The 12,292-nt window shown below is 68.9% G+C and carries 8 protein-coding genes and 1 pseudogene; 5 read left to right on the forward strand and 4 right to left on the reverse strand.

Annotation, left to right across the window (positions count from 1 at the left end; genetic code table 11):
• Window positions 1-12: 12 nt before the first annotated feature.
• From rox to BLR03_RS21960, 3 genes are all read right to left on the reverse strand, one after another.
• Window positions 13-1,473: a rifampin monooxygenase gene (gene rox / locus BLR03_RS21950; RefSeq protein WP_091256500.1), complete on the reverse strand. Its 1,461-nt coding sequence runs from the start codon at window positions 1,471-1,473 to the stop codon at window positions 13-15.
• Window positions 1,474-1,752: 279 nt separating this feature from the next.
• Complete coding sequence (locus BLR03_RS21955; RefSeq protein WP_091256502.1) at window positions 1,753-2,742, reverse strand: M56 family metallopeptidase; 990 nt, start codon at window positions 2,740-2,742, stop codon at window positions 1,753-1,755.
• A 6-nt stretch (window positions 2,743-2,748) separates the two neighbouring features.
• Window positions 2,749-3,135 (reverse strand): BlaI/MecI/CopY family transcriptional regulator, encoded by a 387-nt coding sequence (locus tag BLR03_RS21960; RefSeq protein WP_091256503.1) that lies wholly within the window; start codon window positions 3,133-3,135, stop codon window positions 2,749-2,751.
• Between the two features lie 445 nt (window positions 3,136-3,580).
• Here BLR03_RS21960 and BLR03_RS21965 point away from each other — a divergent pair, with 445 nt between their 5' ends.
• The 4 genes from BLR03_RS21965 to BLR03_RS21980 all read left to right on the forward strand — a co-directional run bounded on the left by BLR03_RS21965 (window position 3,581) and on the right by BLR03_RS21980 (window position 11,180).
• Window positions 3,581-5,182, forward strand: a complete 1,602-nt coding sequence (locus tag BLR03_RS21965) for a cytochrome ubiquinol oxidase subunit I (RefSeq protein WP_091256505.1) — start codon at window positions 3,581-3,583, stop codon at window positions 5,180-5,182.
• Between the two features lie 63 nt (window positions 5,183-5,245).
• On the forward strand, window positions 5,246-6,295 hold the full coding sequence (gene cydB / locus BLR03_RS21970) for a cytochrome d ubiquinol oxidase subunit II (RefSeq protein WP_091256506.1): 1,050 nt from the start codon (window positions 5,246-5,248) through the stop codon (window positions 6,293-6,295).
• Window positions 6,296-6,302: 7 nt separating this feature from the next.
• Window positions 6,303-10,121, forward strand: a complete 3,819-nt coding sequence (gene cydD, locus BLR03_RS21975; protein WP_091256508.1) for a thiol reductant ABC exporter subunit CydD — start codon at window positions 6,303-6,305, stop codon at window positions 10,119-10,121.
• Between the two features lie 21 nt (window positions 10,122-10,142).
• Window positions 10,143-11,180 carry a GNAT family N-acetyltransferase gene (locus BLR03_RS21980; RefSeq protein ID WP_091256509.1) on the forward strand — a complete coding sequence of 346 codons (1,038 nt, stop codon included), beginning with the start codon at window positions 10,143-10,145 and terminating at the stop codon, window positions 11,178-11,180.
• Between the two features lie 135 nt (window positions 11,181-11,315).
• Here the strand turns inward: BLR03_RS21980 and BLR03_RS21985 are convergent, their stop codons facing one another.
• Window positions 11,316-11,834: a DinB family protein gene (locus BLR03_RS21985; RefSeq protein ID WP_091256511.1), complete on the reverse strand. Its 519-nt coding sequence runs from the start codon at window positions 11,832-11,834 to the stop codon at window positions 11,316-11,318.
• A 165-nt stretch (window positions 11,835-11,999) separates the two neighbouring features.
• On the opposite strand from BLR03_RS21985, the pseudogene BLR03_RS24770 reads away from it, so the two are divergent.
• A pseudogene (locus tag BLR03_RS24770) lies at window positions 12,000-12,292 on the forward strand (hypothetical protein); the annotation flags it as partial.

The following is a 12,292-nucleotide window of genomic DNA, read 5'->3' on the forward strand; positions in this document are numbered from 1 at the left end:
TCGATCACCACGTCAGCCATGGTGATCGTGAACGTCTCCGACGCCCGCGGAGGCGGCTCCGAACCACGTCGGCAGGTGGTAAAGCAGGTCGCTCTGGTCATCACCGATCCATGCGACGTGGCCGTCCGGTCGGAGCAGGACCGCGGGCGCGTCCAGTTCCCCGCTGACGTCCACGACGTGGTCGATGCGATCCTGCCATCCCGCCACGGAGAGTTCGCCCGTCTGGTCCAGCAGGAGCCCGCGGCCTTCCCGGGTGAGCTCGTAGAGGCGGCCCCGCGACAGAGGGATGTCGCGCAGTCGTCTGCCGAGAAGCTCAGGTCCTTCGCCGAGGTCGTAGCGGACCCCGATCGCGGTGACCTTCTCGGCCAGGAAACGGCGGACGTCCTCGAAGTCCATCAGCGCAGTCAGCAGCCGGCGTACGGCCTGCGGGCCTGGCTCGGGGGAGAGCAGCTCGCTCTGGGCGCGGGTGATGGTGCGCACGTCCTCGGCGACCGGGTGACGCTCGGCGTAATAGCTGTCCAGCAGGCCGCCCGGTGCCCACCCGTTGACCTCGGCGGCGAGCTTCCAGCCGAGGTTGAAGGCGTCCTGGATGCCGAGGTTCAAACCCTGCCCTCCCAGCGGCGGGTGGACGTGCGCCGCGTCGCCGGCGAGAAGAACCCGGTCCACCCGGTATCGTTCGGCAAGCCGGGTGGCGTCGCTGAAACGGGATAGCGAGCGTGGTGAGTGGACGCCGAAGTCGGTGCCCGCGTACGCCCGCAGCTGCGTCCGAAACTCCGCCAGCGTCGGCGGGACCGAGCGATCCTCGGCCAGAGTCGCCGAGGGTACGACGGCTCGGTACAGGCCGTTTCCCGCGGGGCCGATGCCGAACCCCTTATGGGCCTTGCGCACCTCGTCCGCCACTTCGGCCAGCTCGTCCGGCGGCGCGGTCACCTCCACCTCGCCGAGGAGCCACTCCGTGTTGGCGGGCTCGCCGGGGAAGCCGATGCCGAGCAGCCTGCGCACCAGGCTGCGTCCGCCGTCGCAGCCGACCAGCCAGCGAGAGCGTAGCCGTGTGCCGTCGGCGAGCTCGACGCTCACCCCGTCCTCGTCCTGCTCGACACCCGCCACCTCGCAGCCGCGGCGGATCTGTGCGCCGAGCTCGCCGGCGCGCTCGGCCAGCAGGCGATCGGTGACCGGCTGGGGGATGCCGAGGACGTAGCCGTGTGCGGTGTCCAAATTCGCCGGCCGGGGTGTATCGATCGCGGCGAAGCGGCCAACGCCGCCGGGATACTGCTGCCCGTGTGCGAGGAAACGGTCCAGCAGCCCGCGCTGGTCCATGATCTCAATGCTGCGCGGGTGCAGGCCGAGCGAGCGGACCGTCACGCTCGGCTCCGCGTCCTTCTCCAGCACGAGCACGTCCACGTCGTGCAGGCGCAACTCGCTGGCCAGCATCATCCCCGTCGGCCCGCCGCCGCTAATGATCACATCGAACATGTGAAACCCCAATCCAAGAAATCACCTTCCGGCCTGCGGCCCCGAATCGCGGAATCGCCCGGAGCAGTCCCCATTTCCTCAGGTATTTCGGCTGCGGCTCACCATTTTGCTCGTTGGCAGGGGTCTTGCGGCAAGCCCCCTGGCGAGCTATAACCTGAAAATGGCAAGGAGATTAATCTCCTTGCCATTCGCATGCGCGGGAACGGTCTTGCGAGGACACTGCTCATCGCCCGTGCCACGATGCCCTCCGTGCAGACGACTTCCGAAAATGACAGAGCTTCAGCCGAGCAGGCCGGGGACCAGCAGCAGAGCCGTCGGCAAGGCCAGCAGCAGCACGCAGGCTGCCAGGACGGCGGCGCGCAGGGCTTCCGGAAGCGGGGCCTGGGGCGAGAGCAGGCGGCTGACGCGGGACGCGGTCGTTCCTGCCGAGCCGGTGCCCCCGGTGGCGCCGGGCTGGCTCGGGTCGGCGTCGGGCAGGCCGGGTTCGCCGAATGCCAGGCGCGTCGCCGGGGCCGTCGGGGAGCCGCTGGCCACGATCGCGATTGCCTTGATGAGGGTGGCTTTGCTCTCGGTCTTGAGGGCGACGTCGTCGGCCAGCATTTCGATCAGGGAGTTGACCGACTCCTGGGCCAGCCGAGTGGTGGGGAGCCACGGCAGGGCCTGGCGCCACGCGGCGAAGGCCCACAGCAGGAGATGGTGGCGCTGGCTCAAATGCGCGTTCTCATGAATCAGGACCGCGCGGAGCTCAGCGGGTTCCAGCGCGGCCATGAGCCCGTCGGAGAGCACAGTCACGGAGCGTGCGCCGCCGGGCAGGCAGTAGGCCACGGGGGAGTCCACGTTGAGGACCACCGTTCCCGGGCCGTCGGCCGACGGCGAGGCGAGCAGGTCCAGCAGTTCCCGGTGGCGCCGGCGCTGGCGCTGGATCTTGTAGTAGGTCAGCAGCAGCGTGAAAACGAGGTGCGCCGTCAGCAGGGCCGCGGCGGAGAGCGCAAAGATGTGCCAGAAGCCCAGATCCGTGGTGGGGGCATTGTCAAAGACCATCCCCGCCAGGGCGCGCAGGCCGGAAAGCAGGTTGTCCCCGACCGGCTCAAGCCCGTAGACCAGCATCGCGCCGATCATGGACAGGCCGCCGGCAAGGGCGATCGCCTGCCACAGCAGCATCGCCGTGAAGGGGGAGCGTGCCGGCCACTGGGCACGCGAGAGGAAGATAGGCACCGGCCAGGCCAGTGCTATCGCCAGGACCGCCAGAAAATATGAGGTCCAGAACATCGGGCGCTAGCTGCGGCCCAGCAGCTTGCGCAGGGTTTCTGCCTCGTTGTCCGTGACGGAACCGATGAACCGGGCCAGGACGGCCTCGCGGTCCGGGGCTGAGCCGAGGACCTCGTGCATGAGCTCTGCGGTGTGGTCCGCGCGGCTGGAAACGGCCTGGTAGCGGTGCGGGCGGGTGCCGCGTTCGCGCTCCACGAGGCCTTTCCGCTCGAGGCGGGAGAGCACGGTCAGTACCGTGGTGACCGCGAGGTCCTTGCCCTCGTGCCCGGCCGTGCCGTCCTGGGGGTGGGTGCTCTGTGCGAGGAGATCCCGCAGGGTATTGGCTGTCGCAGCTTCTTGACCTGCCCAGAGCAGGTCCATCACTGCCCGTTCCAGTTCACCGAGACTTGCCATTCCATACATCCTTCTATGCCTGCCGCACCGGCGTCGTGCTGGGGAAATGCTGGTGCCTGCCGGGGCGGTGTATGTGAATACGTTGTTATAAATTTACCGTGTTTTGCACATTCTTTCTACATGAAGTAGAACACGGCCGTCCGGCGTGTCGGCCCGCGCGCCCGGCAGTGCCGAAGTCGGCGGTCCGACGGCGGCTTGCGGCCCTCGATGTCGGCCTCGGATGCCGGTCGCCGGTATCGGCTCCACAGTCCGGGGGTGGCCCCCGACCGCGGACCGAGGGTGCCCGGCCCGGCCGCCGGAGTGGGGGCTATCCGGCCCATTGCGGGCCATGACGCCCCGTGGGAGTCTGGGTTACGACGAAGTGCCGATGTGTTCTACACTCTGTAGAAGTATCACTTCTACGACATGTAGAAGTTGGTCGAGCCTAGCTAAAGTAGGGACTGCCTTGGACGCCTTGGAAATCGCACGCTGGCAATTCGGAATCACCACGGTCTACCACTTCATGATGGTGCCGCTCACGATCGGCCTTGGCCTGGTGGTGGCTGTGATCCAGACGCTCTGGTACCGCACCGGCAAGCCGGAGTATCTCCGCATGACCAAGTTCTGGGGCAAGCTCTTCCTGATCAACTTCATCATGGGCGTCGCCACGGGCATCGTGCAGGAATTCCAGTTCGGCATGGCCTGGAGCGAGTACAGCCGCTTTGTCGGCGACGTGTTCGGCGCCCCGCTGGCCATGGAAGCGCTCTTGGCCTTCTTCGTCGAGTCAACCTTCCTGGGCCTGTGGATCTTCGGCTGGAAGCAACTCAAGCCCGGCCTCCACCTGGCCTGCCTCTGGATCGCCGTGATCGGCTCCGTCTTCTCGGCGTACTTCATCATCGTGGCCAACAGCTGGATGCAGCACCCGGTCGGCGTACAAATGTTCAATGGCCGGCCCGTCATGACCGATGCCTGGGCCGTCTTCACCAACAACACCGCCCTCGTCGCCGTGCCCCACACCCTCTTCGGCGCTCTCGCCGTCGCCGGCGCCTTCCTCCTCGGCATTGCCTGGTACCACCTGTGGCGCCGCCGCCACGACGGCATCGACACCATCGGGGCCGACGGCAAAGTGATTCCCGGCGAGGCCCCGGGAATCCCCGGACGGGACCGCAACGACCACACCGTGTGGATCCGCTCGCTGCGCATCGGAGCCGTCGTCGCCATGATTTCCTTTGCGGGCACGGCTGTCACCGGGGACCTGCAGGGCAAGCTCATGTTCGAACAGCAGCCCATGAAGATGGCCGCCGCCGAGGCAGCCTGCCACGACGGCACCGGGTTCTCGGTCCTCAGCGTCGGCAACCTCGGTTCCAAGAACTGCAACGACATCGTCGCCGTGATTGAGGTTCCCGGCATCCTGTCCTTCCTGGCCAAGGGCGACTTCAGCACCGAGGTCAAGGGCGTCAACAGCCTGCTGGACGAGTACAAGGCCAAGTACGGCACCACCCTGCCGGACAACCCCATCTACGGGGACCGCGCGGGCCAGCCAATCCAGTACGTTCCGGTCATGGAAGTCACCTACTGGGGCTTCCGCATGATGATCGGCTTCGGTGGCATCGCCGCCCTCGCGGCACTCGTGGCCCTCTGGGCCACCCGAAAGGGAACCGTGCCGGCCTCCCGGGGCCTCATGCGCCTGGCGGTGTTCGGCATCCTCGCACCGTTCGGCGCCAATGCCGCGGGCTGGATCTTCACCGAGATGGGCCGCCAGCCGTTCGTCGTCGCCCCGAACCCTGACCCCAGCGGCATCGATCAGGTCTTCATGTTCACGGCCGCGGCCGTCTCACCGGGCGTGTCCGCCGGCGAGATCCTGACCTCCCTCGTCGTGCTGACCACCATCTATGCCGTGCTGCTGGTGGTCGAGGTCAAGCTCCTGGTCAAATACATCCGCGGCGGCGTGGCCGCGGCCATGCCGGAACTCGCACACGCCCCGGCGGACGAGTCGGAGGGCGGCACGCCCCCGGGCGGCACACCGGGCACGCCCGAGGGCGATGACGTCCTGGCGTTCGCCTACTAAGCGCCCGCTCAGCAACCCACCTATTCAGCAACCCCACACGAAGAAGCGCAGAGGATTCTCAGCATGGAACTGCTACCCACCATCTGGTTCATTGCCATCGCGGTGCTGTGGACGGGCTATCTCTTTCTCGAGGGCTTCGACCTCGGCGTCGGCATGCTGATGAAGGGTTTCGCCCGGAACAACACTGAGCGCCGCGTCCTGATCAACACGATCGGCCCGGTCTGGGACGGCAACGAGGTCTGGCTCCTGACCGCCGGGGGGGCCACCTTCGCGGCCTTCCCGCTGTGGTACGCCTCGCTGTTCTCCGCGCTGTACCTGCCGCTCCTGCTGGTCCTCGTGGCGCTCATCTTCCGTGCGGTCGCCTTCGAATACCGCGGCAAGGTGGACAACCCGAAGTGGCGCGCCCGCTGGGACTGGGCCATCTCGGCCGGTTCTTTCGTCGCGGCCTTCGGCGTCGGCGCCGCGCTGGCGCTGACCACCACGGGGCTGCCGATTGACGCCAACGGCGACCGCGTGGGCGGACCGTTCGCCTGGTTCAGCGGTTACGCCGTGCTTGGCGGTCTCGCCGTCGTCGGGTTCTCGCTCCTGCACGGACTCGGGTTCCTGGCGCTGAAGACCGACGGCGAGGTCCGTCACCGGGCGCGGGCATGGTTCGTCCGGCTCCTGCCCGTACTGCTCCTGCCCATCGCCGGCTGGGCCGTGAGCCTGCAGCTGCTCAGCGGCGAGGCCTGGACCATGGCCGCCGTCGTCGCAGCCGTCGTGGCCGCAGTACTCGCCTGGAACTTCGCCCGCAAGGGTGCCGAGGGCCGTGCCTTCATGTCGCTCGGGGCGTTCCTCCTGCTCGGCAGCGCATCCATCTTCGGTGCTGCGTTCCCCGTGGTGATGCCTTCCACCCTGGATCCCGCCTTCAACCTGACAGTCACCAACGCCTCGTCCTCGGACTACACCCTGGGCCTGATGAGCATTGTGGCCTGCATCGGGCTGCCGCTCGTCCTGGCATACCAGGCATGGACGTACTGGGTGTTCCGGCGCCGGGTAAGCGCCGCACACATCCCCGAGGCCCACAGCTTCCTGCCCGCGATCGCCGCCAAAGCGCTCGCACCGAAGGACTAACCGCCCGATGAGACCGTTCCCCGCCGGCCCCGCAACCCGTTCCGCGCTCTACCTGCTGGGCCTGCTGGCCGCCCTGAAGGCCCTGTCGCTCGTGCTGATGGCGCAGGCTGTCGCATCGATGCTCGCCGGTCTCGCGGCGCATGATCCCGCCTGGGCCGACCAGCTCGTCCTCGGGGTGGCCGGGGCCGTGCTGCGATCACTGACCGTGTGGGCTCAGTCGGTGGCCTCGCGCCGTGCGGCGCTGGGGGTGAAGGAGGAGCTTCGCTCGCAACTTCTGGAGCGGGCGCTGAGGAGCGGAACGCGGTCGGCCGGGCCGGCTGACGGCGGCCTCGCCGTCCTCGCCACCCGGGGGCTGGATGCCCTGGACAACTACTACACCCAGTTCCTGCCCGCGCTGGTGAACTGCGCGGCCATCCCGCTGCTGCTGGGGGCGCGCATCCTGTTCGCCGATTGGATCAGCGCAGTGGTGATCGTGTTGACAGTGCCGCTGGTGCCCCTGTTCATGGTGCTGATCGGGCGGTATACCGAGGACCGGGTCCGGGAAGCCCAGTCGGCCCTGGCCCGGCTCTCCGGCCACATGCTCGAACTCGCCAAAGGCCTGCCTGTCCTGGTGGGCCTGGGCCGGGCCACGGCCCAGCGCAAGGCACTCGAGGATATGTCCGAGGAATATCGTTCCCGGACCATGGGGACTTTGCGTACGGCCTTCCTTTCCGCCTTGGCCTTGGAGCTCATCGCGACGATTTCCGTGGCAGTGGTCGCCGTGTTTATCGGCGTCCGGCTGGTGCACGGCGATATGGCGCTTGAGGCCGGACTGCTGGCGCTCATCCTGGCCCCCGACTGCTACCTGCCGCTCCGGGAACTCGGCACCGCACACCACGCGAGCGACGAAGGCCGGGCCGCGCTCGCCGAAACCACCGCGGTCCTTGCGGATCCGGGAGCTTCCCTGCTGATCCCGACTCGGGCCGCCGGAGCCGCCGCAGGAGCTCGAGGACAGTCCGCTGACCTGACCGCCGCTGGCGTCCCGGCCGGAGGGCCGCCAGCCGTCAGCGTGGACGGGCTGACGGTACGTTTTGGCGGTCGCACGGAAGCCGCCGTCGGGCCGCTGAGCTTCACCGCAGATGCCGGCCGTATCACGGCCCTCGACGGCCCCAGCGGTGCCGGAAAGAGTACGGTGCTCGGCGTCCTCGCGGGCACCATAGGGACAGGCGCCAGCACCGTCGTGTCGGGGCGCATCGGAGGATTTACGACGGCGCAGGTCGCCTGGGTGCCACAGCACCCCGTCATGGTGGCACCCACGGTACTGGAGGAGGTCCGGCTGTACCTCGGCATTCCCGTCTACGGACCCGACGCCGCCGCGGCCGGTACTCCGGGCAGTGCTGCTACGGCCAGAATGTCCGTGAAGAACCCGGCGGGCACTTCTGCCAATCCTCCGGCTGGTTCGGCAGGGGATGCTGCGGCACTGCGGTGCCTTGCTGCCGTGGCCGCGGAGCACCTGGCGGCCAAACACCCGGCCGAGTTGAGCCCGGGGGAGCTGCGGCGGGTGGCGCTGGCCCGCGGGCTGGCGCGGATCGAGGCTGGCGCGAGTGTACTGCTCCTGGACGAGCCGACTGCCCACCTGGACCGGAGTTCGGCCACAGTGGTTAACGGGGCCCTCGCCGGGCTCCGCGGACGGGTCACCGTGCTGCTCGTCGCGCACGACCGGCAGACCCGGGAGCTGGCCGACAGGCTCGTCGCGGTGGCTCCGCACGGCGGCGTGCACCGCGGCATTGACCATACGGATCGCGTGGCGCTGGCGGCATCCGCCGGGGGAGGCACGGACGTACACGCTGCGGCAATCGTGCCGCCGTCGGCCCTCCGTGCTGCGGCGGCAGCGTCTGTTGCGGTGGCGACGTCGACTGCGGCGAACGTGCCGGCCGCAGCAGCTAGAGTCGGACGGGCCCCGGTCGCTGAATCGGCCCCGGCACGGACCGGACCGGCGCCCGGGACGCCGACAGCCCCGTCAGCCCCGCACGCCGGCTCGGTTGCGGCCCGGCTGCGCCGGCTGCTGGCACCGGTGGCGGGCCGCTTTGCCGCCGCCGGAACCGTGGGCACCCTGGCGGCCCTCTTCGCCGTCGCCCTCGCCGGGCTCTCCGGCTGGCTGATCATCCGTGCCAGCGAACAGCCACCCATTCTGTACCTGCTGACAGCGATCGTCGGCGTGCGGTTCTTCGGCGTCGGCCGGGCTGGCCTGCGGTACGCCGAACGGCTGCTCCTGCACGACGCCGTCTTCGCCGCCCTGACCCGGCTCCGGAGCCGGCTTTGGGAATCGCTGAGCCGCCGCGCCCTGTCCCTGCGCCGGCTCCTGCAGGGCGGCAACGTCCTGGGCACGGTGGTGGACGACGTCGATACCCTTCGTGATCTCCTTCCCCGCGTCGTCCTGCCGCCTGTCACCGCAGTTGCCGTCGCCGTGACCGCAGTGGTCGGCATCGGCTTCCTGCTCCCGGCGGCGCTTCCGGCCGTGGCCACAGCGGCGCTGCTGAGCATTATCGTGGCCCCTGCACTGGCGCTGGCGGCCGACCGCATGTCCGCCGGCACCGAACAGCAGCTCCGCTCCGGCGTGCTCCGTGACGTCGCCGCCGCCTTGGACGCCCGCGCAGAACTCCACGCCAACGGAGTGACCGCTCCCGTGCTGGGTGCGATCAGCAAGGCCGACCGTTCCGCGACCGCGGCCTCGCAGCGGTCGGCCTGGGCGGAAGGCCTCGGCCAGTCGCTGACCGTCCTGGCCTGTGCCGGCGCAGCGCTGGCCAGCGCCGTACTGGCCGCCCCGCTGGCCCTTAGCGGCGCGGTCCAACCGGCGACCGTCGCCGTCGTCGTGCTCGTGCAACTCGCCCTGGTGGACCCCTACGCGGCCATCACAACGGGCGTGCGGCAGTACCCCGCGCTGCGCGCCGTGTTGCGGCGCATCAGCGAGGCAGGAGTCCTGGACGCGGGGGCTGACAGCGGACCGGCGGGCGGCGAAGCCTCCGACGGCGGGCTGGTTCCTAGGGAGGCGCGGCCCGACGGCGAGCCCGGGATCGAGCTGGTCGACCTCGCCGCCGGGTGGCCTGGCTGCGGCAATGTCTTTGCCGGACTCACGGCCGCGGCCGGCCCGGGACGCTGGCTTGCCGTCACTGGCGCATCCGGATCCGGGAAGTCCACGCTGCTCGCGGTGACCCTGGGATTCCTCCCGGCAACCAGTGGACACTTGTTTTTGACCGGCCGCGCAGCCTGGTGCCCGCAGGAGGCGCATCTGTTCGACTCGACCATCCGGGGCAACCTTCTGCTGGCGCGGCCAGGGGCGGCTGTGGAGACAGAGTCCGACCGCGGCAACACGGCTGGAGATGCCGCGGGGGCCGGAGATGCTTCGCGGGACGGGGAAACGGCGCCCTCAGGAGGCGCCGCGACCGCCGACGGCGGAGCACCAGCCGGAAGTGACGAGCGGATGCGGGCTGCGCTCGACGCCGTGGGGCTCGGCCCGGTGCTGGCCCGGCTTGAGGACGGCCTGGACACCCGGATCGGACCGGGCGGGGCATTCCTCAGCGGCGGGGAGCGCCAGCGCCTGGCTGTCGCACGGACGCTGATGACCGGGGCCGATGTCATCCTGCTCGATGAACCGACGGCGCACCTTGACGCGGAGGCCGGACGGCTCATGCTGGCGGAGTTGCGGGACGGCCTGAAGGACCGCACGGTGGTCCTCGTAACGCACAACCCGGACGATATCGACGTCGCTGATATCCGTCTGGACCTCGACGCAGCGGCCGCCCGTGGCGGGAATACGGCCGCGGCGGCGGTGCTGGCGCGGGGGTAGGGCGCCCGTTAGCCTGTTGCCATGAACCGACAAGGCGATACCGTGCCCTCGCTCGATTCCCGGCTGGTCTGGCGGGCGGCAGAACGGCGGGACCTCGATGAGTGGGCCGGACTGATCGCCCGTACCGCCGCCGTGGAGCAGCCCGTCTGGTTCGAGCGCCGCGCCGATCTGGAGCAGATCCTGGAGTCGAAGAACAACCCGGTGGCGGCGAACACCATCCTCGGGTTCGATCCGCAGGGCATTGCACGGGCGTACGCCAGGATCACCAAGAACCGCGACGGGGACAAGGCGACAGGGTCCGGTTGCGTGGATCCTGCGTGGCAGGGGAGTGGAATCGGCACCGGGCTGTTGGGCTGGATGGAAGAGCGGACCAGGGAACGCTTCGTGGAGGATGTTGCAGCGGCCGGCGGCGTGGCGGAGGCCGGAACGGTGGCGCTGCATCCGAAGCTGCGGCTCTACATGGAGGAGAAACATCAACACCAAGCGGCTTTGTTCGCGGGTTCCGGCTACAGCATTGTCCGCTACTACAACGAGATGCACCGGCCGCTGAACCAGGCCTTTCCCGATGCTGCCTTGGACCTCGGACTGGAGCTCGTGACTTTCGGGCCAGCGCTCCACCAGCCCGTGCGGCTGGCACACAATGACGCATTTCGGGACCACTGGGGCAGGGAGCCCCGGGACGAAGAGGGTTGGGGTTTTGTGGTGAACGATCCGCAGGCCCGGCCGGATCTCAGCGGCGTCGTGCTTGAGCGTTCCACGGGCACGGTGGCGGGCTACCAGCTGGCCACCTACGACGCCGAGGGTGCCTTGGCCCGCGGCTACCGCGAGGGGTACACAGAGCTGCTGGGAGTGCGGCGGGAGTTCCGCGGTCGTGGCATCGCGCAGGTCCTCCTGGCGGATGCCATGCGCCGCTTTGCCGCGGCCGGAATGGACGTGGCCTCCTTGGACGTCGATTCAGAAAACCCCACCGGAGCCCTCGCGCTGTTCATCAAGATGGGCTATTCGGCAGTCAATCGCAGCATGGCGTGGGACAAGGATCTTCGGCCGGCCGTCGGCTAGGGGAGTCTGCTCGGGGGACTGCACTAGAGGGCCGGTAGCTAGCCGACCGCGGGGACCGCGGTCTGAAGGACCGCAGGCTACCGGGCCGCAGCGGCGGGCCGGTAGCCTGCGGTCCACGCGCTAACCGACGATGGGCTAACCGTCCACATCGTGGAGGTGATGGACGACGTCGTGCAGGAAGTACTGCGCAAAGGTCAGGACCGTGAATACTGAGCCGTTGCTCCGGGTCCCCTTGCGGCCCCAGTCCTCTTCCGTGACGCGGGCGAAGGACGCGGCAATCTGCTCGCCCTCGGCGGTCAGCTCGGCACCGACCTCGGCAGGATCGGCGTTGGCGTAGTCCTGTTCGATTGCTGTCCGGTCCTGGTCCCAGTCATCGAACCGGGCGTCGTCCTCGCTCAGCATGAGCGCCAAACGGTGATCGAAGAGTGTGAAGACGTCCCGGACGTGGCAGCCGTACTCGAGAACGGACCAGGTGGCCTCATCGGGCCGCTCCGCCGCGTCCGGCCGGCGGAGGGCGGCGCGCCACCGCGGGAGCATGGTGGTGATGATCCCGGGCACGGTGGCCGGGGTCGCAACGGAGGCATCGAAACCGCACTCGGGGCAGGGCCGCGACAGGACCCAAGTCCAGTCCTTGGTATCCGGGATGATAGGCATTCCAGCAGTGTAAGTGCATTTGTGCCGTCGGGCATCCCGGTCACGTGCGGCATCCCTAAGCCTTGCAACCTCCGGGCCAAAGCTCGGAAGAAATCGGAACCCACTCATGGGGATGGAAGTTGGGTTCCCGCTTAAAGTGTCGGACCCCCGGAGGAGACTGGTTTCATGGAGGCCGCCAGGGATTTCATTCCGTTCGGGGACGACGGGCAGGGCACGGATCGGTGCACTGGTCGCGCTGCAGGTTGCGGCGCGGATCCCGGCACGGATCGCGACTCAGGCCGGGGTTCGGGTCCGGCCCGGTGGTCGGGTGTGGATGTTGCGCTGGCGGCGCTGGAGGCTGTGGGTTCGACGGCGGTTCAGGATGCGGCGTTGTGGGATTTCCGGGCCGCGTCGGATTTCGCCGGGGGTGTGGAGGAGCTCTCGCGCCGGGTGGAGTTTTTGCAGCTGGTGGCGGCCGG

It is taken from the genome of Arthrobacter sp. ok909 (assembly GCF_900104405.1).
GTDB lineage: Bacteria > Actinomycetota > Actinomycetes > Actinomycetales > Micrococcaceae > Arthrobacter > Arthrobacter humicola.